The sequence below is a fragment of the Spirillospora sp. NBC_01491 genome (assembly GCF_036227065.1).
Taxonomy (GTDB): Bacteria; Actinomycetota; Actinomycetes; order Streptosporangiales; family Streptosporangiaceae; genus Spirillospora; species Spirillospora xylanilytica.
In genome coordinates this window covers 605,216-629,169 of record NZ_CP109432.1, presented here as the reverse complement: position 1 = coordinate 629,169, position 23,954 = coordinate 605,216, and the positions used below count along the sequence as shown (strand labels likewise).

General features: G+C 76.2%; 24 protein-coding genes. 9 read left to right on the top strand and 15 right to left on the bottom strand.

Annotated features, from left to right (window positions below; translation table 11 throughout):
* The first annotated feature begins 82 nt into the window (after positions 1-82).
* From OHA34_RS03085 to OHA34_RS03070, 4 genes are all read left to right on the top strand, one after another.
* Positions 83-1,465, top strand: coding sequence for a sensor histidine kinase (locus OHA34_RS03085; RefSeq protein WP_285943478.1), 1,383 nt, complete (start codon positions 83-85; stop codon positions 1,463-1,465).
* The gene (locus OHA34_RS03080; protein ID WP_329520628.1) at positions 1,462-2,127 is read left to right on the top strand and encodes a response regulator transcription factor; all 666 of its coding nucleotides are present in this window, start codon (positions 1,462-1,464) and stop codon (positions 2,125-2,127) included. The genes OHA34_RS03085 and OHA34_RS03080 overlap by 4 nt, the downstream gene beginning before the upstream one ends.
* Before the next feature lie 90 nt (positions 2,128-2,217).
* Complete coding sequence (locus OHA34_RS03075) at positions 2,218-2,853, top strand: RNA polymerase sigma factor (RefSeq protein ID WP_285943480.1); 636 nt, start codon at positions 2,218-2,220, stop codon at positions 2,851-2,853.
* Entirely contained in the window at positions 2,850-3,668 is an 819-nt protein-coding gene (locus tag OHA34_RS03070) for a methylated-DNA--[protein]-cysteine S-methyltransferase (protein ID WP_329520627.1), read from the top strand. Before OHA34_RS03075 ends, OHA34_RS03070 begins: the two co-directional genes overlap by 4 nt.
* A gap of 91 nt (positions 3,669-3,759) precedes the next feature.
* On the opposite strand, the gene OHA34_RS03065 is transcribed toward OHA34_RS03070, so the two are convergent.
* Genes OHA34_RS03065 through OHA34_RS03055 form a run of 3 tightly spaced genes read right to left on the bottom strand, consistent with a single transcriptional unit; the run spans position 3,760 to position 5,601 of the window.
* Positions 3,760-4,125 (bottom strand): TraR/DksA family transcriptional regulator, encoded by a 366-nt coding sequence (locus tag OHA34_RS03065; RefSeq protein WP_285943838.1) that lies wholly within the window; start codon positions 4,123-4,125, stop codon positions 3,760-3,762.
* 41 nt (positions 4,126-4,166) lie between these two features.
* Entirely contained in the window at positions 4,167-4,793 is a 627-nt protein-coding gene (locus OHA34_RS03060; RefSeq protein ID WP_329520626.1) for an IMPACT family protein, read from the bottom strand.
* A 22-nt stretch (positions 4,794-4,815) separates the two neighbouring features.
* Positions 4,816-5,601: an HAD-IIA family hydrolase gene (locus OHA34_RS03055; RefSeq protein ID WP_285943483.1), complete on the bottom strand. Its 786-nt coding sequence runs from the start codon at positions 5,599-5,601 to the stop codon at positions 4,816-4,818.
* A 155-nt stretch (positions 5,602-5,756) separates the two neighbouring features.
* Here OHA34_RS03055 and OHA34_RS03050 point away from each other — a divergent pair, with 155 nt between their 5' ends.
* From OHA34_RS03050 to OHA34_RS03040, 3 genes are all read left to right on the top strand, one after another.
* On the top strand, positions 5,757-7,439 hold the full coding sequence (locus tag OHA34_RS03050) for a class I adenylate-forming enzyme family protein (RefSeq protein ID WP_329520625.1): 1,683 nt from the start codon (positions 5,757-5,759) through the stop codon (positions 7,437-7,439).
* A gap of 157 nt (positions 7,440-7,596) precedes the next feature.
* Complete coding sequence (locus tag OHA34_RS03045) at positions 7,597-8,226, top strand: GNAT family N-acetyltransferase (RefSeq protein WP_285943484.1); 630 nt, start codon at positions 7,597-7,599, stop codon at positions 8,224-8,226.
* Between the two features lie 9 nt (positions 8,227-8,235).
* The gene (locus OHA34_RS03040; RefSeq protein WP_285943485.1) at positions 8,236-8,664 is read left to right on the top strand and encodes a RidA family protein; all 429 of its coding nucleotides are present in this window, start codon (positions 8,236-8,238) and stop codon (positions 8,662-8,664) included.
* 118 nt (positions 8,665-8,782) lie between these two features.
* Here OHA34_RS03040 and OHA34_RS03035 read toward each other — a convergent pair whose 3' ends face one another.
* The 3 genes from OHA34_RS03035 to OHA34_RS03025 form a co-directional block, all read right to left on the bottom strand.
* On the bottom strand, positions 8,783-9,358 hold the full coding sequence (locus tag OHA34_RS03035; RefSeq protein WP_285943486.1) for a TerD family protein: 576 nt from the start codon (positions 9,356-9,358) through the stop codon (positions 8,783-8,785).
* 170 nt (positions 9,359-9,528) lie between these two features.
* The gene (locus OHA34_RS03030; RefSeq protein ID WP_329520624.1) at positions 9,529-11,370 is read right to left on the bottom strand and encodes an acyl-CoA dehydrogenase; all 1,842 of its coding nucleotides are present in this window, start codon (positions 11,368-11,370) and stop codon (positions 9,529-9,531) included.
* On the bottom strand, positions 11,370-12,479 hold the full coding sequence (locus OHA34_RS03025) for an ACP S-malonyltransferase (protein ID WP_329520623.1): 1,110 nt from the start codon (positions 12,477-12,479) through the stop codon (positions 11,370-11,372). Before OHA34_RS03025 ends, OHA34_RS03030 begins: the two co-directional genes overlap by 1 nt.
* A 212-nt stretch (positions 12,480-12,691) precedes the next feature.
* Between OHA34_RS03025 and OHA34_RS03020 the strand changes: the two genes are divergently transcribed.
* Positions 12,692-13,765 carry a 3-oxoacyl-ACP synthase III family protein gene (locus tag OHA34_RS03020; RefSeq protein WP_329520622.1) on the top strand — a complete coding sequence of 358 codons (1,074 nt, stop codon included), beginning with the start codon at positions 12,692-12,694 and terminating at the stop codon, positions 13,763-13,765.
* Complete coding sequence (locus OHA34_RS03015; protein ID WP_329520621.1) at positions 13,728-14,981, top strand: GNAT family N-acetyltransferase; 1,254 nt, start codon at positions 13,728-13,730, stop codon at positions 14,979-14,981. The genes OHA34_RS03020 and OHA34_RS03015 overlap by 38 nt, the downstream gene beginning before the upstream one ends.
* Before the next feature lie 35 nt (positions 14,982-15,016).
* On the opposite strand, the gene OHA34_RS03010 is transcribed toward OHA34_RS03015, so the two are convergent.
* From OHA34_RS03010 to OHA34_RS02970, 9 genes are all read right to left on the bottom strand, one after another.
* The gene (locus tag OHA34_RS03010; protein ID WP_329520620.1) at positions 15,017-16,402 is read right to left on the bottom strand and encodes a hypothetical protein; all 1,386 of its coding nucleotides are present in this window, start codon (positions 16,400-16,402) and stop codon (positions 15,017-15,019) included.
* Positions 16,399-16,824 carry a hypothetical protein gene (locus OHA34_RS03005; RefSeq protein ID WP_285943493.1) on the bottom strand — a complete coding sequence of 142 codons (426 nt, stop codon included), beginning with the start codon at positions 16,822-16,824 and terminating at the stop codon, positions 16,399-16,401. Before OHA34_RS03005 ends, OHA34_RS03010 begins: the two co-directional genes overlap by 4 nt.
* On the bottom strand, positions 16,821-17,981 hold the full coding sequence (locus OHA34_RS03000; protein WP_285943494.1) for a molybdopterin-dependent oxidoreductase: 1,161 nt from the start codon (positions 17,979-17,981) through the stop codon (positions 16,821-16,823). Before OHA34_RS03000 ends, OHA34_RS03005 begins: the two co-directional genes overlap by 4 nt.
* Positions 17,957-18,574: a class I SAM-dependent methyltransferase gene (locus tag OHA34_RS02995; RefSeq protein WP_285943495.1), complete on the bottom strand. Its 618-nt coding sequence runs from the start codon at positions 18,572-18,574 to the stop codon at positions 17,957-17,959. Before OHA34_RS02995 ends, OHA34_RS03000 begins: the two co-directional genes overlap by 25 nt.
* Entirely contained in the window at positions 18,571-19,296 is a 726-nt protein-coding gene (locus OHA34_RS02990; RefSeq protein WP_329520619.1) for a TIGR04282 family arsenosugar biosynthesis glycosyltransferase, read from the bottom strand. The genes OHA34_RS02995 and OHA34_RS02990 overlap by 4 nt, the downstream gene beginning before the upstream one ends.
* Positions 19,293-19,970 carry a glycosyltransferase family 2 protein gene (locus tag OHA34_RS02985; protein WP_432763099.1) on the bottom strand — a complete coding sequence of 226 codons (678 nt, stop codon included), beginning with the start codon at positions 19,968-19,970 and terminating at the stop codon, positions 19,293-19,295. The genes OHA34_RS02990 and OHA34_RS02985 overlap by 4 nt, the downstream gene beginning before the upstream one ends.
* A 73-nt stretch (positions 19,971-20,043) precedes the next feature.
* Entirely contained in the window at positions 20,044-21,072 is a 1,029-nt protein-coding gene (locus OHA34_RS02980) for an NAD-dependent epimerase/dehydratase family protein (RefSeq protein ID WP_285943496.1), read from the bottom strand.
* 223 nt (positions 21,073-21,295) lie between these two features.
* Entirely contained in the window at positions 21,296-22,363 is a 1,068-nt protein-coding gene (locus OHA34_RS02975) for an aminotransferase class V-fold PLP-dependent enzyme (RefSeq protein WP_329520618.1), read from the bottom strand.
* Positions 22,364-22,476: 113 nt separating this feature from the next.
* Positions 22,477-23,850, bottom strand: a complete 1,374-nt coding sequence (locus OHA34_RS02970; RefSeq protein WP_329520617.1) for an alkaline phosphatase PhoX — start codon at positions 23,848-23,850, stop codon at positions 22,477-22,479.
* Between the last annotated feature and the right edge of the window lie 104 nt (positions 23,851-23,954).

Below are 23,954 nucleotides of genomic sequence, written 5' to 3'. Positions count from 1 at the left end.
AAAGTCAGGGATCGGCGGGGGCTGCCGGGCATACGATGAGTGCCGGGCGGTATGGGCGAATCCGCCGTTTTACGCTGAGGCGGTGAGTATGCCCACATCCGGTCCCCCGCGCGGCGTCGGCGGGCCGCGCGGCCGGTGGTGGCCGCGCGGGTTCGCGGGCGACGTCGCGCTGGCCGCCGCGGCGGCGGTGATCACGCTGGTGATGTCGTGGGCGGCGGCGCGGCCCGGGGACGCGCCGATCTGGCCGGGCGGGGTGCTGCTGATCCTGGTCGGGACGGTACCGCTGGTGTTCCGGCGCCGGCGTCCGATCCTGGTGCTGGTGGTGTCGGGCCTGGTGGCGCCGCTGTACTACCCGATGGGGTATCCCGACGGGCCGCTGGCCTTCGTGTTCCTGGTGGCGCTGTTCAATGCGGCGCTGGAGTGCCGGCTGGTGGTGGCGCTGGGCGCGATCGTCGCGATCGACGTCGCGTTCGTCGTCGCCGGGCTGCTGCGCGACGCCGATCCGGGTCGTCGGAGCCCGGTCGTGGACTCGGGGGCGGTCGCGAGCCTCAGCGCGTTCCTGGTGGGCACGGTCGCGCTCGGCCAGTACGTGCGGGACCGGCGGGCCCGGATCCTGGCGGCCGAGCTGCGCGCCGCCGAGGCCGAGCGGGGCCGTGAGGAGGAGGCGCGGCGGCGCGCGACCGAGGAGCGGCTGCGGATCGCGCGGGAGCTGCACGACGTGCTCGCCCACCAGATCTCGCTGATCAACGTGCAGGCGGGTGCGGCGCTGTTCCGGCGCGACGACCCGGCGCAGGCCTACGCCTCGCTGGAGGCGATCAAGGTGGCGAGCAAGGTGACGCTGCGGGAGCTGCGCGGGGTGCTGGGGGTGCTGCGGCAGGTCGACCAGGACGGGGCGGGGGGCGGGCCTCCGGTCGCGCCCGCGCCGTCGCTGGTGCGGCTCGGGGAACTGCTGGAGCGGGCCTCGGCGGCCGGGCTGAGGGTCCGCCTCGCCGGTGATCTGGCTCCCCCGGCCCGGCCCGCTCCCGGCGAGCCGGGCCCCGAACCCGAACCCGAGGTCGGGGCGGGGGCCGGGGCGGGGGCGGGAGCCGGGGTCGAGGGGGTGGCCGGGGGTGGGGCGTTGGCCGCGTTCGAGGTGCTGGCGGGGTTGCCGGCGCCGGTCGACCTGGCGGGGTACCGGATCGTGCAGGAGGCGCTGACCAACGCGCTGCGGCACGCGGGGGCGGCGGCCGTCACGGTCGGTGTCCGCCGGACGGCCGAGGCGGTGGTCGTGCAGGTCGACGACGACGGGACCGGGCCGTCCGATCCGGACGCGGTGGTCCACGGGAACGGGCTGCGCGGGATGCGGGAGCGCGCCGCCGCGGCGGGCGGGGAGCTGACCGCCGGGCCGGGCCCGGCGGGCGGGTTCCGGGTATGGGCACGGCTGCCGCTCGGCGGGCCGGCCGGACAGACGAGGGAGATCATGTGATCCGGGTTGTGCTGGCCGACGACCAGACGCTGGTGCGGGCGGGGTTCCGCTCGATCCTGGAGGGCGAGGACGACATCGAGATCGTCGCCGAGGCCGGGGACGGGGAGCAGGCGGTCCGGCTGGCCGCCGAACTGCGCCCCGACGTGGTGCTGATGGACATCCGGATGCCGGTGCTGGACGGCCTGGAGGCGACCCGGCGGATCACGACCGACGCCCGGCTGGAGGCGGTCCGGGTGGTGATCTTGACGACGTTCGACCTGGACGACTACGTGTACGGCGCGATCAAGGCCGGGGCCAGCGGGTTCCTGGTCAAGGACACCGAGCCGACCGAGCTGATCCACGGGGTGCGGGTGGTGGCGCGCGGCGACGCGCTGCTGGCGCCCACGGTGACCCGGCGGCTCATCGCCGAGTTCGCGTCCCGGATCACCGCCCCGCCGCCGGCGGTCGAGCTGAACGCCCTCACCGACCGCGAGCGCGAGGTGCTGGAGCTGGTCGCGGCGGGGCTGTCGAACGAGGAGATCGCCGCGCGGCTGGTGCTCAGCCCCGCGACGGCCAAGACCCACGTCAGCCGTATCCTGTCCAAGCTGGGGGCGCGCGACCGCGCGCAGCTCGTGGTCCTGGCCTACGAGACCGGGGTGATCCGCCCCGGCTGGCTGAACTGACCCGCCCGGGTACGCCCCCGCCCCCAGGGGACCGCACGGGACGGGACGCCACGGCGCAACCTGGCGAGGCGCGGCGGTGTTGGAGACTATGTGACGGTAACGGACGAAGTTCTCACCCCGGTGACCGAGCCCGAACTCGAGCCCGGGGCCGAGCCGGGGGCCGCCCCGGTGGGCGACGCGGTCGTGGCCGCGCTCGCCGACGATCTGGACGCCGGGTTCGCCGCCCTGTACGAGGCGTACCGAGGCGCGGTGTTCTCCTCGGCACTGCGGCTGTGCGGGCGCCGGGCCGAGGCCGAGGACCTGGCGGCCGAGGCGTTCCTGCGCGCTTACCGGGCGCTGTGCGGCTACGGGCCGGGCCGGATCGCCGAGCTGCGGCCGCGGGCCTGGCTGATGACGATCCTGATGAACGTGTGGCGCAACAACCTGCGCACCGCGGCGCGGCGGCCTGCATCCGGGCCGCTGGAGGAGGCGCCCGACCCCGCCGATCCCGGCCAGGACGTCGAGGGCGCCGCGGCCCGGCACGAGACCGGCCGGGAGCTGGCCGGACTGCTGGGCGAGTTGCCCGAGGCGCAGCGCGCCGCGGTCGTGCTCCGGCACGTCGCCGACCTGCCCGTCGCCGAGATCGCCACGGTGCTGGACGTTCCGGTCGGCACCGTCAAATCCCACATCTCCCGGGGCCTGGCCCGGCTCCGCACGCTGCACGCCACCCGAGGGGGCACCTCATGACGCGTTTCGACCCGCCCACCCGCGACCCGAACCCCGGCACCGGCACCGGTGAGGGCGGCTTCGGGCACGACCCGCTCACCGCCGGGCTGGCCGCACTGGCCACCGACGCGCCCGCCGCGCTGCTGGACCGCATCGCCGCGCGCCGCGTCCAGGTCCCCGGTCCGCTGGACGGCCTGCACGTCGCCTTCACCGACCACGGCGTCGCGTTCGTCCGCGCCGGGGTGGACGAGCGCGAGTTCGCCGCCGAGTTCCGGGCGCGGTTCGCCCGGCCGCTGCTGCCGGCGGGCCGTACGCCCGCCGGGCTGCTGCCGGCGCTGCGCAGCGGCAGGCTCGGCGGGCTGCGGCTGGACCTGCGGGGGCTGAGCGAGTTCGAGGCGGCGGTGCTGCGCGCCACCGCGACGATCCCCCGCGGGCAGACCCGCCCCTACGCGTGGGTGGCGCGCCAGGCGGGCCGCCCGAAGGCCGTGCGTGCGGCGGGATCGGCCCTCGGCCGCAACCCGGTGCCGCTGCTGATCCCCTGCCACCGCGTCACCCGCTCGGACGGCTCCCCCGGCCAGTACGTGTTCGGCGCGTCCGCCAAGGAGGGGCTGCTGCGGGCCGAGGACGTCGATCTCGACGCGGTCGCCGGGTTCGCCCGGGAGGGCGTGTTCTTCCTCGGCAGCGACACCACCGGCATCGTGTGCTACCCCACCTGCGGCGACGCGCGCCGCATCACGCCTGCGCACCGGCGCGGGTTCCGCACGGTCGCCGCCGCCGAGGCCGCCGGGTACCGTCCCTGCCTGCGCTGCCGTCCCGGCCTGGCCGTGCCCGCCTGACCGGCGGCGCCGAACCGGCGGCGCCGAACCGTCCGGCGAAACCGGGCTCGACGGAGCGGGACGGCCGGACGGCCGCACGGAGCGGGCGGGTTCAGGCCCGCCTGGACGCGCAGGCGATGCAGCGGGACGCCTCGGGGCGGGCCTCCAGGCGTCCCGCGCCGATCTGCGCGCCGCATTCGGCGCACCGGCCGTAGGTGCCCTCCTCCAGGCGCGCGGCGGCGCCGTCCAGGTCCCGCAGCCGCCGTTCGGCGCCCGCGAGCAGGCTCTCCACGTGGGCGCGCTCGAATCCGAGCGTGACGCCCTCGGGGTCGTGCTCGTCGTCGACCGCGACCAGCGACGCCGACTCCACGATCCCCGCGCGGTCGCGCGCCAGCGCGCCGATCCGCGCCAGCGTCCGCTCGCGCTCGGCGGCCAGCACCGCGCGCACCCTCTCCCGATCGATCCCCGACTCCCCCATGACCAGCACGAACCCGTTGATCTCGCCCGCGCATTCCCGGCTCAGTCCTCGATCGGCACCTCGACGTGGCCGGCGGCGCCGCGCCGCACCCGTGCGCGGCCCGCGGTGACCTCGGCGGCCCACGCCTCGAACTCCTCCAGCCCGGGCGCCGGGACCGGCACGTCGGCCTCCACGCCCGCGCCGTAGCGGACGTCGGAGGGGAGCGGGCCGCGGGCGTGGAGGTCGCCCAGGAACCGGCCGGCCAGCGCGTGCTCCACGGCCACCGTGACCGTCACCACCGGCCTCAGCTCCACCAGCCCGACCGCGTCGATCGCGCCGGCCACCGCCCGCCCGTAGGCGCGCACCAGGCCGCCCGCGCCGAGCTTCACGCCGCCGAAGTGCCGGGTGACCACCGCCACGGTGTCGGTCAGGCCGCGGCGCACCAGCACCTCCAGCATCGGGATCCCCGCGGTGCCGGCGGGCTCGCCGTCGTCGCTGCTCTTGGTGATCTCGCCGTGCCCGCCCAGCACGTAGGCGGTGCAGTTGTGGGTGGCGTCGCGGTGCGCCTTGCGGTGCCCGGCCAGGAACGCGGCGGCCTCGGCCTCGCCGTGCGCGCGGGCAAGCGTGCACACGAAGCGGGACCTGCGGATCTCCAGTGCGTGCGAGCCCGCCTCCCTGATCATGCGCATCGCCGGGGTGCTCCTTCGGATGTCAGCCGTCGATCATGCCGATGACGTCGGCGATGGAGGCCAGCACGTGGGAGGGGCGGAACGGGAACCGCTCGACCTGCTCCCGGCGGGTCACGCCGGTCAGCACCAGGATGGTCTCCAGGCCGGCCTCCACGCCCGCGACGATGTCGGTGTCCATCCGGTCGCCGATCATCGCGGTGCTCTCGCTGTGCCCGCCGACCACGTTCAGCGCGCTGCGCATCATCAGCGGGTTCGGCTTGCCGACGAAGTAGGGCTCCACCCCGGTCGCCTTGGTGATCATCGCGGCGACCGCGCCGGTCGCCGGGAGCGAGCCCTCCAGGGACGGGCCGATCGGGTCGGGGTTGGTCGCCACGAACCGGGCGCCGCGGTCGATCAGCCGGATCGCGCGGGTGATGGAGGAGAAGCTGTAGGTGCGGGTCTCGCCGAGCACCACGTAGTCGGGGTCCAGGTCGGTCAGCACGTACCCGGCCTCGTGCAGCGCGGTGGTCAGGCCCGCCTCGCCGATCACGTACGCCGATCCCTCGGGCCGCTGGTCGGCCAGGAACCGGGCGGCGGCCAGCGCCGAGGTCCAGATCGCCTCGGGCGGCACCTCCAGCCCGATCGCCGACAGCCGGGCCGACAGGTCCCGCCGCGTGTAGATCGAGTTGTTGGTGAGGATGAGGAACGGCTTGCCGGAGGCCGACAGCCGCCGGACGAACTCGTCGGCGCCGGGGACGGGCCGGCCCTCGTGCACGAGCACCCCGTCCATGTCCGACAGCCAGTACTCGATGGGCTTGCGCTCGGTCATGCCCCCTATTGTCGCAGGTTGGGAGCGGCGTCGGGCGGGGGTGCGGCGCGGCCGTTGACCGGCGGCCGGGCCGAATCGTAGATTCGCCCCACGGTGTGCCGATCACCTTCGGCGGACGGCCACGGGACGGACACCGTGATCGCCGGAGGTGCGCAGTGCGGAGCATCGCTGAGGTGCGGGTGGCCATCACCGCTCCGGGGCAGCCGTTCGAGATGGACGAGATCGACGTCCGCGGCGTGCGGACCCGGGTCTGGAAGCACGGTCCCGGCACGCTCCGGGACGTCCTGGAGGGGTCGCTGGCCCACGGCGACGCGCCGTTCCTGGTCTACGGGGACGAGCGGACGAGCTTCGCCGCGCACCACGCGCGGGTCGCGGTGTTCGCGCGCCGGCTGATCGAGCGGTACGGGATCGGGAAGGGCGACCGTGTCGCGATCGCGATGCGCAACTATCCCGAGTGGCCGGTGGTGTTCTTCGCCGCCGCGGTGGCGGGCGCCGTCGTCGTTCCGCTCAACGCCTGGTGGAGCGCCGCCGAGCTGGAGTACGGGCTGCGCGACAGCGGTGCCCGGCTGCTGGTCGCCGACGCCGAGCGCGCCCGGCGGCTGGCGCCGGCGCTGCCCGGCCTGGGCGTCCCGGTGATCGTGGTGCGTGGCGGCGGGCCGCCGGTGCCGGGCACCGAGGCGTTCGGGGACGTGCTCGGCGAGGTCCCCGGGGGCGCCGCGCTGCCCGCGGTGCCGCTGGACCCCGAGGACGACGCCACGATCTTCTACACCTCCGGGACCACCGGCCGCGCCAAGGGCGCGCTCGGCACCCACCGCAACATCGCCGGCACTCCCTTCAACCTCGCCTACGGGACGCTGTCGGCCGGGGTCCGCGCGGGCCGGCCGCTGGCCGAGCTGATGGCCCCCGGGCCGCGCGTCACGCTGCTGAGCGTCCCGTTCTTCCACGTGACCGGCTGCCATTCGGTCCTGGTGGGCAGCGCCGTCCAGGGCGGCACCGTGGTGCTGATGCACAAGTGGGACGCGGGGCGGGCGCTGGAGCTCATCGAGCGCGAGCGCGTCACCGCGTTCGGCGGGGTGCCGAGCATGGCCTGGCAGGTGCTCACCCATCCGCGGTTCGGCGAGCACGACACCTCCAGCCTCACCGGCGTCAGCTACGGCGGCGCGCCCGCGCCCCCGGCGCTGGTCGACACGATCGGCGACCGGCTGCCCGAGCGCGTTCCGGGCAACGGCTACGGGCTCACCGAGACCTCGTCGGTCACCACCTACAACAGCGGCGCGAACTACCTGGAGCGTCCCGGCAGCGTGGGGCCTCCGGTCGCGGTGTGCGACGTCAGGGTGGTCGGGGCGGCGGGTGAGGACCTGCCGGACGGTGAGGTCGGCGAGCTGCTGATCAGGGGGCCCAACGTCATCAAGGGCTACTGGAACAGGCCCGAGGCGACCGGACGGGCGTTCGAGGGCGGCTGGTTCCGCAGCGGCGACCTGGCCAGGGTCGACGCCGACGGGTTCGTCTACATCGTCGACCGTGCCAAGGACATGCTCATCCGCGGCGGCGAGAACGTGTACTGCGCCGAGGTCGAGGCCGCGCTCTACGAGCATCCCGCGGTGCTCGACTGCGCGGTCATCGGCGTCCCCCACCAGGTCCTCGGTGAGGAGGTCGGCGCCGTGGTGCGGCTGCGTCCCGGCGCCGCCGCCACGCCCGCCGCGCTCCGGGAGTTCCTCGCCGGGCGGATCGCGTCGTTCAAGGTGCCCGCGCACCTGTGGTTCCGGGAGGGGGAGTTGCCCCGCAACCCCGGGGGGAAGCTCCTCAAGACCCGCCTGCGCGCCGAACTGCTCGGCTGACCCGCCCCCGGGCGGGCGCGCCGCGGATGCGCCCGCGGATGCGCTGTGGGCCAGGCCGTGGATGCGCGGTGCGGTCCCCCGCGCCCGCGGGGAGACGGCGTGGGGGCGGCGTCCCGGCGTGCGCCGCGCGTCGGGACGTGCCTACAGTGGCCATCAAATGATCGCTGAAGACATCGCGGTGAGACCCGCGACCGCACAGGACCTGCCCGCCATCGCCGACACCCTCGCCGAGGCGTTCCACGACTACGCCTGGATGCGCTGGACGGTCGCCGCCGGCGACCACACCCGCCGCGTGCGGGCGTTGCAGCTCTACTTCACCGAGCGCATCGGGCTGCCCCACGGCCGCGTCTGGGTCGCCGGCGGCCACGGCGCCGTCAACGCGGTGTCGGTGTGGACCACGCCCGCGACGGTGGTCCCGGCGGAGTTGTTCACCGCGCCCGAGCTCGCCGAGCTGCACGGGGACCGCGCGGCGCAGGCGCATGCGGCCGATCAGGCCGTGGCGCCGTACCGGCCGGTGACCCCGGCGTGGTTCCTGGCGACCATCGGGGTGCGGCGCGGCCATCAGGGGCGCGGGCTCGGCGGCGCGGTGCTGCGTCCGGGGCTGGCCGAGGCCGACCGTGAGGGCCGTCCCGTCTATCTAGAGACCGCCTCCGAGAGCAACGTGCGCTTCTATCGGCGGTACGGCTTCGAGGTCACCGCCGAGACCGACGTTCCCGACGGCGGACCGCACGCCTGGTGCATGACCCGCCCCGCGCGCGCCCCGGGCCCCGAGGGCGCCGGGCGGTAGGTTGATCATGTGAGCGAGAGCAATGCGCCCGGCGGCGCCGGCATCCGCCAGATCAACGCCCCCGGCCTCGCGCCGGGCCGCGGCTACAGCCATGCCGTCTCCGTCGACGTGCCCGGCCGCCTGGTCGTGCTCAGCGGGCAGATCGCGGTGGACGGTGCCGGCGAGCTCGTCGGGGCGGGCGACGTGGCCGCGCAGACCCGGCAGGTGTTCACCAACCTGGAGGCGGCGCTGACCGCCGCCGGAGCCGGCTGGGAGCACGTCGTCAGGATCGGCTACTTCCTGCGCGACGCGCGGCACGCCGGTGTGGTGCGTTCCGTCCGTGACGAGATGCTTCCGGTCGGCGTCACACCCGCGGCGTCCCTGGTCGAGGTGTCCGGCCTCGTCCGCGAGGGCCTGCTGATCGAGGTCGAGGCCCTCGCGGTGGTCCCCCTGACCTGACCGGCCTGGCCCGCCTCTTGGGCCGGGCCCGCATCCCGGCCCGGCGCGCAAGGGGGCGGCCCGGCGCCCGGCGCCGGGCCGCCCCCTGGAACGCGCCGGTCGGACGCGTGCCGGTGGATCAGACGTTCACCCCGAAGTCGGACGCGATGCCCGACAGGCCGGAGGCGTAGCCCTGGCCGACCGCGCGGAACTTCCACTCGGCGCCGTTGCGGTACAGCTCGCCGAAGACCATGGCGGTCTCGGTGGAGGCGTCCTCGGACAGGTCGTAGCGGGCCAGCTCGCTGTTGTCGGCCTGGTTGACCACGCGGATGAAGGCGTTGCGGACCTGCCCGAAGCTCTGCTGGCGGCCGTCGGCGTCGTAGATCGACACCGGGAACACGATCTTGGCGACCTCGGCCGGCACGCCGGCCAGGTTCACCTTGATCGCCTCGTCGTCGCCCTCGCCCTCGCCGGTCAGGTTGTCGCCGGTGTGCTCGACGCTGCCGTCCGGGCTCTTCAGGTTGTTGAAGAACACGAAGTGCTGGTCTGACAGCACCTTGTTCTCGGCCGAGCACAGCAGGGCGCTGGCGTCCAGGTCGAAGTCGGTGCCGGTGGTGGTGCGCACGTCCCAGCCCAGACCCACCACGACCGCGGTCAGTCCGGGAGCCTCCTTGCTCAACGAGACGTTGCCGCCCTTGTTCAGACTGACTCCCACTGTGTCTACCTCCGTATCGGGCTCGCGCGGCCCGATTCGGCCGCGCGGTCTGTAACGAGAACGGTAGCCACCCGGCGCTGGTTCCCCGGGCTCCTTGTGAAAGTACGGGCGTGGCGTGCGCGGACCCGGCCCCGCGGGCACCGGATCGGCCGCAGGGTGGGGCCTGCGGGTCAAGTCTCAGTGACCCACCGGGCCGGGGCGGTGATCTCGGGGGGCAGCTCGAACGCGGCGGCGAGCCCGGCGGCGTGCGGCGCCAGTTCGTCGCACACGCGGCGGCGCAGTTCCCACACCCGGTCCAGGGTGCCCGGCGCGATGATCCCCTCGTTGAGCAGGATCCCGGCGCGGCGTTCCATCCATCCGAGGGCGTACAGGGTCAGCACCTGCCGCAGGACGCCGGTGTGGGCGGTGTGCGCGGCGGCCAGGATCTCCAGGACGATGCGGTCGGCGTGGGCCGTCGCGGTGCGGGTGGCCAGCGCGAGGTTGTCGTTCCAGGCGGTGAAGGCGTCCTGTCCGCCGCGCCGGCCGGCGGCGACCCGGTCGGCCAGGCGCCGCCGCAGGCGCCGTTCGCAGCCGCCGGCCAGGTGCAGCCACATCGGCGGTGAGGTCAGGTCGCCGTCGCCGGGGGGCTGGTCGGCGGTGTGCGGTGGCGTGTACCGGTCCAGGTCGGCCATGGCCCGCGCGGTGTCGAACAGGATGAGCTCGTTGTCGCCGCCGGCGTTGGTGTAGGCGTGGGCGAGGCCGCGGTAGCCGTTGAGGCGGTCGTTGGCGGCGAAGCCGGGGGCGCCGCTGTGGACGCGGCACAGCGACACCGTCTCCTGGGCCTGGAGGGTCGCGGCGGTCTTGAGGAGGGCCAGGTCGCGGTCGACCGCCGACCACGGCGCCCATGCCGTCGACGGGCCCGCCCCGGGTGGGGGTGCCGGCCCGTCCGGTGCGGTGGGGGCGTCGGCGGAGGTGCGGCGCGCCTTGACGTGCCCGGCGACGGCGGTCAGCGCGTAGGCGGAGGCGAGCGCGCCCAGGATCGCCTCCTGCTGGTTGCGGTAGTCGGTGAGGGGGCGGCGCGGTGCGAGGCGGCCGAGGGTGGGGCGTCCGGTGGAGTGGGCCAGCAGCGCCGCCGCCGACGCGCGGGTGATCGCGGCGGACGCGGCGATGACCGCGCGCCATACCGCGGGGGCGATGCCCATCGAGCGGGTCAGGCGGGCCGCGGGGTCGCCTGCCGGGTCGTGGAAGGCGCCGTCGTCGCCGATGCCGGCGCCGTCGCGCAGCCACGCCTCGTGCGGCAGCCGCAGGCCGTCGAGGTGGACGGCGGCGTAGTCGACCTGGAGGCCGCCGGTCTCGGGGGCGGGGACGATCCGCACGCCTTCGGGGACCTGGCCATCGGGGCCGCGGAGCGGGGCGACGAACACGAACACGCCCCGTTCGAGGCCGCCGTGGACGAGGGTGGCGTACACGGCGGCGGTCTTGGGGATCTGCGGGTGGGCGCTGTTGGTGGGGAACTTGGCGGCCTCGGCGTCGGGGGTGGACAGCACGAACCCGCCGGTCCCTGGGTCGTGGCGGGCCAGGGTGCGGGGCGACAGGTGGCTGTTGCTGCGGCCGACCTCGGTCATCAGCAGCGTCCCGAAGGAGGCCATCGTCTCCAGGTCGTCGCGGGCCTGCGCCGGGCCGCGCTGCCCGGCGCCGAACCGCAGGATCGGGCCGAGCGCCAGGGTGTAGTGCAGCAGCATGACGTGGAACAGCGCCGGGTCGGCGATCGCGGCGCGTTCCAGCAGGGCGCACAGGGCGGGCGGGTCGGCCAGCAGTTCGGGCGCGGGCGGCGCGGCGAGCCCGGCGCGGCGGAGCCGCGCGTAGGTGAGGGCCTGGTGCTCGCGGGCGGTGAGCCCGGCGGGGTAGCCGAAGAATTCCGGCGGGACGGCCTCGTCCAGCCGGGCGCGGGTCTTGGCGTCCAGGGAGTCGCCGCGGACCAGGCGCAGCAGGGCGGGGTCGGGGGTGGTGCCGGTGCCCATCACGGTGCCCATCACGGTGCTCCTGTCAGGTTCGGGGACGGGGGCGGGCCGGGGGCCGTGCCGGGTTGCGGGGCGGGGACCGTGTGGGGGGTGTGGTCTTGGTGTGGGGGGACGGGGGCGACTCCGGGCGCGGATTTGCCGGTCTGGGCGTGGTGGGTGCGCTCGCGCAGCGGCGTCAGCGTCTGCGCGCCGGGGATGGTGAGGCGGGCGCATGCGCACAGGGCGTTGCCCGCGCCGGCCTCGGTGAAGACGGTGGCGCCGTCGCGGGCCACGGCGCGCAGGGTCTCGGGGAGCCGTACCGGTTTGACGATGCAGTCGGCGAGGGCGCGGTGCAGGTCGTCGCCGTCGGTGTAGGCGCGGCCCCGGACCGGGGAGTGCACCCGTACCTCCAGGCCGCGCTGCGGGTAGTGGCGGATCCGCTCGTACCATTCGTCGTCGGCGCCGGCCATCGAGGGGTGGTGCGACAGGTAGGGGACGGCGAGGCGGACGGCGCGGACGCCGGAGCGGCGGGCGGCGTCCAGGACGTGGTCCAGGGGGGCGTCGGGGCCGCTGAGGACGGTCACCGACGGGGCGTTGAGGCAGGCGACGACGACGGAGGGTTCGGCGGCGAGGCCGATGCAGGCGCGGGCGCCGTCCTCGCCGGTCTCCAGCAGGCCCATGCCGCCGCCGGCGCCGCGGCGGGCCAGGACGTCGACGAGGCTGACGGCCATGCGGGCGCCGTCGGCGATGGAGAAGGCGCCGGCGCAGACCAGCGCGGCGATCTCCCCGAAGCTCTGCCCGACGGCGTGGGCGGGGACGATGCCGGCCGCGCGCAGGACGCGGTCGACGGCGACCGAGGCACTGTAGGCGGCGAGCTGGGCGACGCCGGGGGCGCGGGCGGCGGGGCGGTAGCGGTCGGGGTGCTCGAGCAGAATCGACCGCATCGGTGGCCGGCCGGGCGGGAGTCCTTCCTGGACCGCGTCCAGGACGTCGTGGACGATGCGGGCGGCGGCGGGTCCGGAGCCGGCCAGGGCGTGCAGGTCGGGGGCGGCGGCCGAGCCGGTACCGGGGAACAGGAAGGCGCAGGCGGCGTCGGGTTCGAGGTCCTGGGTCCAGGTGGCGGACGTGGCGGCTGGGGACACGCGGTGTCTCCTTACCTCAGGGGAAGTCTCTCTTCTCTTATTGGATAAATGTCCCTTCACAAAGTGTCATGGATTAAAAGTCATGAAATGGGATTATTCACTCATGAGATCGGTCTGACAACCATCGGTGGCGTCTCAGCGCCGGATCCCGCCGAATCCGCCGACCGGCCGACGACACCACCGGCCCACCGGCCGGGCACAGGGAGCGACGCATGAGCACCGAGCAGCCGCCCGCACGGCACCCCTGGGCGATCCGCGGCACCGGATCCCACCTGCCCCGACGGCGGATCCCGAGCAGCGAGCTGTCGGTGGCGATGGGCCTTCCCCCCGGCTGGATCGAGGACCGCACCGGGATCCGGCACCGGCACGTCGCCGCCGCCGGGGAGGCCGCCTCCGACCTGGCCGCCGCCGCCGCGCGCACCGCGCTGCGCGCGGCCGGGCTCGGCCCCGGCGACATCGGCCTCATCGTGCTCGGCACCTCCACCCCCGACGAGCTCGGCCCCTCCACCGCCTGCCGCGTCCAGGCGCTGCTCGGCGCCCGCGGCGCCGCCGCGTTCGACGTCGCCGCCGCCTGCACCGGGTTCGTGTTCGGGCTCCAGACCGCGCTCGGCTGGCTGGCCACCCAGCGCGGCGCCGCCCCGAACGCGCTGGTGATCGGCGTGGAGGTCTACTCCCGGTTCCTCGACCCCGCCGACCGCAGCACCTCGGCGCTGTTCGGCGACGGCGCCGCCGCCGCCGTGGTCGGGCCCGTCCCACCGCCCTACGGCACCGGCCCGGTGACCCTCGGGTCCGACGGCACCCGCGCGGGCGACGTGCTGATCCCCGCCGGCGGGAGCCGCTCCCCCGCCAGCGCCGCGACGCTGGAGTCCCTCGGCCACACCATCAGGATGGACGCCAGGGCCGTCCGCGGCTTCATCACCGCGATCCTGCCCCGGCTGGTCGCCGACGCGGCGAGCGCCGCCGGCGTCGAACCCGCCGACCTGGCCCTGGTCGTCCCGCACCAGCCCAACCCCCTGCTGGTCGCCTCGCTCGCCGGGGCGGCCGGCCTGAACCCCGGCCAGCTGGTCATCGCCGGGCACGACGTCGGCAACATCGGCGCCGCCAGCCTCCCCTACGCCCTGGACCGCGCCGTCCGCACCCGCGGGATCGCGGCCGGCGAGCTGGTCCTGCTGGCCGGGTTCGGCGCCGGACTGACCTGGGCGCACACCGTGATCGCCTGGCCGCCCGGCCCCGGTAGCGTTGAGAACCATGACGCAGCCAGACATCGAGATCCGGATCGCCGGTGAGCGCGAGTCGGCCGCCTGGGTGAACGCGCTCAGGGCCGCGTTCCTGTCACCGCCGGTCGCGCCGGAGGACGCCGCCGCCTGGTGGCGCCACAGAGCCGACCCCGGCCGCCTGCTCGGCGCCTGGGAGGGCGACCGCTGCGTCGGCGTGCTGCGCGGCGTCCCCCTGGAGCTGACCGTCCCCGGCGGCGCGGCCCTGCCCGCCGACGGCATCGCCCACATCGCCGTGCTGTCCACCCACCGCCGCCGCGGGATCCTCACCCGGATGCTGGAGACCGGCCTGGCGCGCGCCCGCGACCGCGGCGACGCCCTGGCCGCGCTGTGCTCCTCCGAGCACCGCATCTACGGCCGCTTCGGGTTCGGGCACGCCGCCCGCTCCAGCGGCCTGACCATCGACGTGCCCCGCTCGGGCGGCCTGCGCCCCGGCATCGGCCAGACCCCCGGCCGCGTCGACCTGGCCGACCTGGCCGACCTCGCCGAGATCGGCCCCGCGCTGCACGACCGCGTCCGCGCCGCCCGGCACGGCGCCGTCAGCCGCCCGCCGCGGCACTGGCTGTACGCCACCGGCGAGGCCGTCGACGCCGGCCACACCTTCACCCCTCCGTTCGTCGCGGTCCACCGCGACCCCGCCGGGCGCGCCACCGGCGTGATGACCTACCGCACCCAGGTGCGGTGGAGCGGCGGCGACCCCGACGGGACCCTCACCGTCGACGACGTCCTGGCCACCGGCCCCGGCGCCGCCGCCGCGCTGTGGCGGCACGCGCTCCAGGCCGACTGGGTCCGCACCGTGACCGTCCGCAACCTCGCGCCCGACGACCCGCTCCCGCTGTGGCTGCGCAACCCCCGCGCCGCCGAGTGGACCGGGGACCAGGCCGAGGACATGTGGCTGCGCGTCCTGGACGCGCCGCGCGCGTTCGCCGCCCGCACCTACGACGTCCCCGGCCGCACCGTCCTGGACGTCGCCGACCCCCAGGGCCATGTCGCGGGCCGCTGGCTGCTGGACACCGCCGCCGACGGCACCGGCGCCCTGACGCCCACCACCGCCGACCCCGACCTGGCGCTGGACGCCTCGGCCCTGGCCGCGCTCTACCTCGGCGGCCGGACCGTCCCGCGCCTGGCCGCGGCGGGCCTGGTCGAGGAGCTGCGCCCCGGCGCCGCCGCCCGCGCCGGCCTCCAGCTCCGCACCGCACTGGCGCCCTGGACCCCCGACATGATCTGACACCGCCCCGGCCCGCGGCGGGCCCGCCTGCACCTTCACCAGTGCGACAGCACCAGCGCCTGGACGGCCAGCGCCGTCACCGCCTGCGCGGCCAGCCAGCGCCGCGCAGGGGGACGGTGCAGCGCGGCGGCCACCACGACCCAGGCGGCGTAGGGGACCCAGATCCGCTCGACCTCGCCCTTGGTCACCCCGGACGCGTCCAGCGCGAGCGTCCCCAGCAGCGCCGCGCCCGCCAGCAGCGCGACCGGCAGCCCCGGCACCCGGGCACGGGCGCGGGCTCCGCGCCACAGCGCCGCCAGCGCCGACGGCAGTGCATGCGCGACGGCGGGACCGGTCAGCAGGCCGAGCACCCCGAGGTCGGCGAACGCGAAGTAGGCGTAGGAACGCTGGGCCGACCCGCGGCTGACCAGGTAGGTGTCCCGGGTGGCCGCCACACCGTCGAACCACCAGAACCCCCCGGCGGTGAACAGCGCCGGGACCACCACCAGCCCGCACGCCAGCGCCGCCAGGACCCGCGGCCGGGGACGGCTCAACGCCAGCACCGCCAGCGGCACCGCCGCCAGCGGCAGCAGCCCGTAGCTCAGGTACGGCAGCGCGCCGAGCGCGATCCCGCCGACCGCGGCGGCCGGGACGCCGCCGAGCCGGGCGCCGCGGCGGGCGCCGGCCGCGACCAGCGCGGTCCCCCACGCCCCCACGGCCAGGAAGAAGGCGTCCATCGACGTCGCCACCCACAGCGCCAGCGGCGCCAGCGCCAGGAACGGGAGCGCGCGCCGCGCCGCGCGCTCCCCCGCGGTGTGCCGCACCGTGACGGCGATCGCGGCGACCGCCGAGCTCCCGGCGGCGATGATGAACGCCGCCGCCCAGCCGGTGCCGCCGAACCCGATCCGCTCCAGCGCCCACAGCACCAGCATCGGCAGCGGCGGATGCCCGCGCACGTGCGTGGTGTAGGCGTAGAGGCGGTCGCTGAAGGTCCGCAGCCACTCCAGCGGGTCGGGCTGGAGCGCGCCGAGCCCGGCCGCGTACTCGGTCGGCGCCTCCAGGGGACGGGTCAGCGCGGCCGGGCCGCCGTCGGTGACGGCGAGCGCGACCGCCCACAGCCCGGCCGCCGCCCACGCCGCCGCCAGCGCCGCCCACCACGGCAGCCGCCGCGCCAGCGGCGGCAGGACCGCGACGGCCAGCGCGGCCACGCCCGCCGCCGGGAGCATCGGCCAGGTCAGCAGCCGGGCCTTGCCGTGCAGCGGCGGCAGCGCGTCCTCGGTCTCCAGCCCCGCGCGCCGCAGCCACCACCCGGTGACGAACGCCGCGGCGATCCCCGCCGCCCACATCGCCACCGCGAGCCGTCCGGCGCGGCGCGCCCGCCGCTCGGGCGCGGCGGCCTCCGGATGGCCCGGATGGCCCGGCTGGACCTCGGTCACGGTCATCGGGGACCCTCTCCCTTCGGGTGGGCGCGGCGGCCCGTGAGCAGCCGCGCCGTCACCGCGGCCACCGCCGCCGCGACCGCGATCACGGCCAGCACGATCATCAGGTTGCGGCCGTAGGGCAGCGGGAGCCGCGAGGGGGTGTCGGGGACGCGCCCGAACCCGAGGACGACCGGGAGCGCCACCAGCGTCAGCGTCCCCGCCAGGGCCAGCGCCGCCCGCGCGATCCACCGGTACCGGCCGGGCAGCCATGTCGTGGCCAGCCCCGCCAGCAGCACCGCCGGGGCCAGGACGCCGTCGTGCAGCACCGCCGCCCCGGCGAACCACAGCGCCCAGCCGGGCACGCCCACGTTCGCCAGCACCCCGCGCAATCCCACCGCGATCAGCGCCAGGCCCGCCGCGTACACCACGGCGCGGCCTTTCATCCGACCACGACCCGGTGCACCCACTTGGTCTGCATGACCCCCGGGCGGTTCGGCGCGATCAGCCGGCAGGGGTAGCCGTGGTCGAGGTCGAGGGGCGCGCCGTTCAGCCCGAACGCCAGCAGCGTCAGCGGGTCGCGCCAGTGCGGGGGGTCGACGTCGGAGGTCCGGTAGAGCCCGCCGGGTTCCAGCGACTCCACCCGGACGCGGGCGTCCCCGGACGTCCCGGCCAGCCGCAGCACGTCGCGGAGCCGCACGCCCTCCCAGGTCGCCTCGGCGCTCCACCCCTCCACGCAGGTGATCGGCAGCCGCACCGTCCGGCGCGGCAGGGCGCGGAGCTGCGCGAGCGTCAGCGTGACCTCGCGGTCGACGCGCCCGGTGACGGTGAGCCGCCACCCGGCGTCGCGGGCCGTGCGGGTCACCCCGGCCGCGACGGCCGACTTGTTGACCGGGAGCCGCTGCGGCCCGACGCCCGGACGGCGCGGCGCGAACACCGCCAGCCGCGCCAGGGGCGTCACCGTCTCGCCGATCACGGTGAGCAGCGTCACTCCCCCGGCGGCGGCCACCGCCCCCAGGAACGCGCGGCGGTGGACGGCGTCGCCGGGGCGGGTCATCACCGTGGCCCGCACCTTGGGCCACTCGGTGGCGATGTGCACCAGCAGCGCACCGAACAGCACATACGCGGTCCAGTAGTGCGCGACGGTGAAATAGAACGGGAAGGCGTACCAGTAGGCGATGTTGAGCAGCCCGGTCACCAGCTGGAACAGCGCGCCGCCCACCAGCACCAGGACCAGCAGCCGCTCCACCGCGTGCACCGCCGACCGGACCGGCGGCCACTGCCACAGCCGGGGGTAGACCGTCCACAGCTTGGCCAGCAGCAGCGGCACCGTCGCGATCCCGCCCATGACGTGCAGGCCCTGCGTCACCCGGTACAGGCCGGCCGGGCGGGACGGCCAGACCATCCAGCCCGCCGGGTGCTGCATGAAATGGCTGATCAGGCCGGTGACGAACGAGAGGGTGAAGCCGACGCCGAGCGCGATGCCCAGCCAGGACGCCACGCGCTCGTCGTGCAGCGCGCTGGTGAACCGTCCCGGCAGCCCCTTGGCGAACGCGGCGGGCGCGGCGGCGGCGGTTCTCAGGAGCTCAGGGCGACGAACCATCGGCCGGCCTCCTCCCACGCCTCGGTGACGGCGACCGCGGAGTCGGCGGCCACGCCGCGGATCGCGTCGGCCGACACCCGCGCCCAGGCGAACCACTCGCCGACCGACCCGGGGGCGCGCAGCCGCAGCGGTTCGGTCCGCGACCCCGACCCGGGCGGCTCCACCTCGACCAGGATCCGTCCGCCCGGCGCCAGCAGCCCCGCCACGCGGCGCACCAGCACCACCGGGTCGCCGCCGATGCCGATGTTGCCGTCGGCCAGCAGGACCGTCCGCCAGCGGCCGGCGCCCGGCACCCGGCCGAACACGTCCCGGCACAGCGCCGGGCCTCCCGCCGCCTGGGCGAGCGCCACCGCGGACGGGGCGATGTCGATGCCCAGCACCGGCAGGCCGCGCCCGGCCAGCGCCACCGTCAGCCGGCCCGGCCCCGACCCGACGTCCAGGGTGGCGCCCGCGCAGCGGTCCAGCAGCCCGGTGTCGCCGGGCCGCAGCGCCAGCCAGTCCCCGACCGGCAGCGGGCGGCGGCGCCCGTCGGCGTCCTCGATCTCCACGGCCGGACGGCCCCGCAGCGCCTCCTCGTAGAGCTGGCCGATCACGCCGGGACCGCCCGGTCCTGGAGCCGCCGCACCGCCGCCGCGAACCGTCCGCGGGGCGCGAGCGCGGCGACCCGCGCGGCGTCGGCGGCGGTGTCGACGTCGGTGAGCCGCGGCGCCGGCGCCACCTCCAGGCCCGCCGCGCGCAGTCGGCGCAGCTGGAGCGCCCCGGTGTCGGGCCGCGACATCGGCACCCCGCGCAGCAGCGCCGCGTCGGGGCGGGCCAGGCCCAGCAGCCAGAACCCGCCGTCGTCGGCCGGTCCGAGCACCGCGTCGTGGGCGCCGAGCGCGTCCCCGGCCCGTTCCAGCAGCGCGGCGGTGACCTGCGGGGTGTCCATCCCGATCAGCACCAGCGGGCGGCCGTCGTAGGCGTCCTCGAACGCGCAGGCCAGGCGCTCGTCGAGGTCGCCGCCGCGCTGCGGGATCACGGTGAACCCGGCGGGCAGCCACGGGCCCGGCTCGCCCGCGAGCGCGAGGGTCCGCCGGCCCGCGCGGGCGCGCGCGGCGGTGCGCAGGGTGTCGGCCAGCGCCGCCTCGGCCAGTTCCGCCGCCTCCCGCGCGGTGTAGGCGGGCGTCAGCCGTGTCTTCACCCGTCCCGGTACCGGTTCCTTGGCGATCACGATCAGGTCGGCGGGCCCGTCCGGGGCGGGCCGCCCGGGACGGGCCGCGGCGCCGGTCGCCGGTCCGCCGGTCGCGGGGGCGTGCGTCACGGGGGCGTCCGTCACGGGGCCACCTCGGCCAGGACGCGGCGCATGTCGCGGACGGCGCGGACCGTCCCGCCCACGGTGCCGGTGACCTTGGACGCGCCGGTGCGCGGAAGGTAGGGGACGTCGAGTTCGGCGATGCGCCAGCCCGCCCGCGCCGCGCGCAGCACCATCTCCAGCGGGTACCCGAACCTGCGGTCGGCCAGGTCCAGCGCGAGCAGGTCCTCGCGGCGGGCGGCGCGCATCGGGCCAAGGTCGCGCAGCCGCGTCCCCGCCCGCCGGTTCAGCGACCGCGCCAGCACCGCGTTCCCCAGCCGCGCGTGCGGCGGCCACGCGCCGCGCCCCACCGGGCGGCGGCGCCCGAGCACCAGCGCCGGGACGCCACCGGCGCCGGGGTCTCGGTCCTCGAGGAGGGCGGCGACGACGCGGGGCAGCTCGGCGGGGTCGAGGGAGGCGTCGGCGTCCATGAAGCACACCACCGGCGAGGACGCGGCGCGCAGCCCGGCGTCGCACGCCGCGCCGAACCCCCGCACCGCGGCCGGGACGACACGGGCGCCGTGGCTCGCCGCGACGCGCGCGGAGTCGTCGGTGGAGGCGTTGTCGACCACCAGGGGACGGAAGCCGGCCGGCATCCGCGACAGCACCCAGGGCAACGCCGCGGCCTCGTTGAGGCAAGGGAGCACTACGTCGATCACGATCTCTGACGCTACTTTCGGTGACGGTGGGCGGCCCTGACGGACTGGCGACGGGCCCGGACGGGAACGGCGGTCACCCGAGGGCGGGCGCGTGCGCGAACTCGGCCATCCCGTCGGCGAACGGCACCGACGGAGTGAAGCCCAGCTCCCGGCGGGCCCGGTCGGGACGCGCCACGATGTGCCGCACGTCCCCGAGCCGGTAACCGCCGGTGACGACCGGGCCGGGCCCGCCGAACGCGCCCGCGAGGGCCTCGGCCATGTCGCCGATCGTGCGGGGCTCGCCGCTGGCGACGTTGTAGGCGCGCAGCCCGCCCGGCCGCGGCGCCGCGATCGCCAGCCGCTCCAGCGCGAGCACGTTGGCGCGGGCGATGTCGCGGACGTGGACGAAGTCGCGCCGCTGCCCGCCGTCCTCGAACACCTGCGGCGCCTCGCCGCGCATCAGCCGGGACCGGAAGATCGCCGCGACGCCCGCGTACGGGGTGTCGCGCGGCATCCTCGGCCCGTACACGTTGTGGTAGCGCAGCGCGGCGACCGACCCGCCGGTCATCCGCGCCCACGACGCGGCCAGGTGCTCCTGCGCGAGTTTGGTGTCGGCGTAGACGTTGCGGGGTCCGGGCGCGGTGTCCTCTCCGACGACGCCGGGCTCCAGCGGCCGGCCGCACTCGGGGCAGCCGGGCTCGTAGCGTCCCGCGCGCAGCGCCTCCTCGGTGCGCGGGCCCGGGGTCACCGCGCCGTGCCGGTGGCAGGCGTAGGCGCCCTCCCCGTACACCACCATCGAGGAGGCCAGCACGAGCGTGCCCACCCCGGCACGCGCCATCTCGGCCAGCAGCACGGCGGTGCCGTGCGCGTTCACCGAGGTGTAGGCGGGCAGGTCGTAGACGTCCACGCCGAGGCCGACCATCGCGGCCTGGTGGCAGACCGCGTCCACGCCGCGCAGCCGCCGCGCCACCTCCTCGGCGTCGCGGACGTCGGCGGCCGGGGTCTGCGGCGCGGCGCCGTCCGGGCGCGCGTCCAGGCGGCGGACCTGGTGGCCGGATCCCTCCAGCTCCTCCGCGACGTGCGAACCGATGAAACCGGCCGAGCCGGTGAGCAGTACTCGCATGCGGTCGAACGTAGGTCGCCGGGCACCCCGCTGATCGGCGAAAACGCGTCTGGCTGCCGTCTCGTACGCGACTCGTAAGAGTCGTTTGACGCTCAGATGGTGAACCGGGCCCTGGCGGGCGCCGAGCCGCCGGTCTCGGGGGGCGGCCCGCCGCCGTCCCGGAGACCGGTCGGCCGAGCGCCGCTCGACGCCCGGGTACGGCGGGTGCGCCGCGCCGGCGTGTTCACGGTCGGCGGGGGCGGGCGGCGGATGTACCGGTGAGCAGGTCCAGGGCGCGGTCCACGTCGGCGTCGGTGGTGGTCAGGTGGAACGCGCAGCGCAGCCGGCCCGCGCGCAGCGAGGCGAGGACGTTGTTGTCCCGCAGCCGCCCGGCGGTGCCCTCGGGCACCGGGATCGACACGATGGCCGAGTCGCCTTCGGGCAGGCCGAGACCTGCCTGGAAGCGCCGTGCGAGTGCGACGTCGTGGGCGTGGACCGCCGGGACGCCGACCTGTTCGAGGAGTTCCAGCGCGGGCGCGTGCCCGGCCCACGACTGCCAGGCCGGGGACAGGTCCAGGCGGCGGGCGTCGGTGGCCAGCCGCAGCGGCCCGCCGTAGATGGAGTCCCAGATGTCGCCGCCCGCGTACCAGCCGGCGCCGATCGCCGGGAGCTGCGCGAGCGCCTCGGCGGTGCCCGCCAGGAAGCAGGTGCCGCGCGGGCCGAGCAGCCACTTGTAGCCGCCGCAGACCAGCAGGTCGACGCGGTCTGCGGGCAGCGGCAGCCAGCCCGCCGCCTGCGTGGCGTCCAGCAGGATCCGGGCGCCGTTGGCGTGCGCCGCGGCGATGAGGTCCTCCATCGGCGCGATCCGCCCGTCGGCCGACTGGACGGCCGACACCGCGACCATGTCGACGTCGCGGTCGACCGCGTCGGCGAGGCGTTCCAGCGGCACCGACCGGACGGTCAGGCCGGGTCTGGCCAGGAACGGGAACAGCAGGGAGGTGAAGTCGCCGTCGGCGGTCAGGACCGTCGCGCCGTCGGGCAGCGACGCCGCGGCCAGGCCGGCGAAGTAGGACACCTGCCCGCCGACGGCGATCCGTTCGGGGGGCAGCCCGATCAGGCGTCCGAACGAGGCCCGCGACCGGGTCACGGCCTCGTCCATCGCGGCATGGTCCAGCAGGCCCGCCGCCCGGTCCCGTTCGGCGGCCAGCATCGCCTCGTGCGCGGCGCGCGGTGGTAGCCCGTAGGTCGCGGTGTTGAGGAAGGCGACGTCGGCGCCGAACTCGCGCTGCGCCTCCTCGATCGAGATGCTCATCCCTTGATCATGGTCCAGGCTCCGGCCCCCGGGCCAGCCCCGCCCGGCCCCCGCCCGGCCCCGGCTCGGGTGCCGGGGCCGCGCGGGGGTCTTGTGGCGTCAACGTTGCGGGGTCAGTCGCGCCGCCAGGGGCCGGTCACCGCGAACGTGGTGCCGGGCTCGTAGACGTTGACGAACATCGTGCGGCCGTCCGGCGCGAAGGTGACCCCGGCGAACTCGCCCCACGCGGGCTCGGACGCGGTGCCGATGTCCTGCCGGTTGCGGGCCATCGGGTACACCTCGCGGCGCCGCGTCACGCCGAACACGTGCTGCGCGCCGCCTCCGTCCTCGCACACCATCAGGCCGCCCTGCGGCGCCAGGCAGATGTTGTCGGGCGACTCGCCGGGGGTGTCCACGTCGGTGCCGGGGCCGAACATCACGATGAGGGTGAGGCGCCGGCGGCGCGGCTCGTAGGACCACACCTGGCCGAAGTGGTCGGCGCCCGAGCCGTCCTCCCGGTGCGCGAAGCTCGACACGAAGTAGACGCGGTCGCCGCCCCAGAAGCAGCCCTCCAGCTTCTGCGCGTGGGTGATGCCGCCCCGGCCGAAGTCCTGGAAGCGGATGGGGGTCCGGGCGGCCAGCGGGTCGGGCACCGGCACCCACTCGACGTGCTCGAAGACCGTTCCGGTCTCCCCGACCAGCGACAGGTCGGCGACGCCGGGCACGCGCAGCGCCTCCAGCCGTCCGCCCGCGCGCAGGCTCCCGGACCCGCCGCCCGGCTTGTCGGGCAGGAACCGGTAGAACAGCCCGAACGGTCTCTCGAAGGCGTCCTCGGTCTCGTAGACCGTTCCATCGCGGGGGTCGACGGCGATGGCCTCGTGCTGGAAGCGGCCCATCGCGGTCAGCGGCTCGGGGACGGTCCGGTCGCGCCGGTACGGGTCGACCTCGAAGATGAACCCGTGGTCCTTGGTGTAGCCGTTGGTGCCGGCCTTGTCCTCGGTCTCCTCGCAGGTCAGCCACGTGTTCCAGGGGGTGGGGCCGCCCGCGCAGTTGACGGCGGTGCCGGCGATCGCGACCCGCTCGGAGTGGACCCGGCCGCCGCCGGACACCTCCAGCGCGGTGCAGCCGCCCAGCCCCTCGGGGTCGTAGGTGACGCCGTCGACGGCGGGCACGCGGTGCGCGGCGTCGGCGCGGTTCTCGTGGTTGCGCACCAGGTGCAGGCGGTCGCCGCGGCCGGGGAAGGCGGCCATGCCGTCGCAGTGGCTCGGGACCGGGCCCTCGCCGGACCGCAGCGGCTCGCCCTCCCGGGACAGGATCGTGTAGCGGAACCCGCGCGGCAGGTCCAGGACGCCCGCCGGGTCGGGCCGCAGCGGCCCGTACCCGGCGTCGCCGCCGGTCTGCGCGGCGGCGGCGCTGCCGGCGAACAGGTGCTCGACGGCGCCGGTGAAGGCGATTCCCGCCCCCGCCGCGCCGGTCCGGGCGAGGAGCTGACGACGCGTCACTGTCATGTGCACACTCCGTTGGTGGACGATCACCGGTCCCCTCGTGTGTAACACAGGTCACAACGGCGTGGATACGGCAGAAGTCCCCGACGATCCCGCCCGGCCCCGGC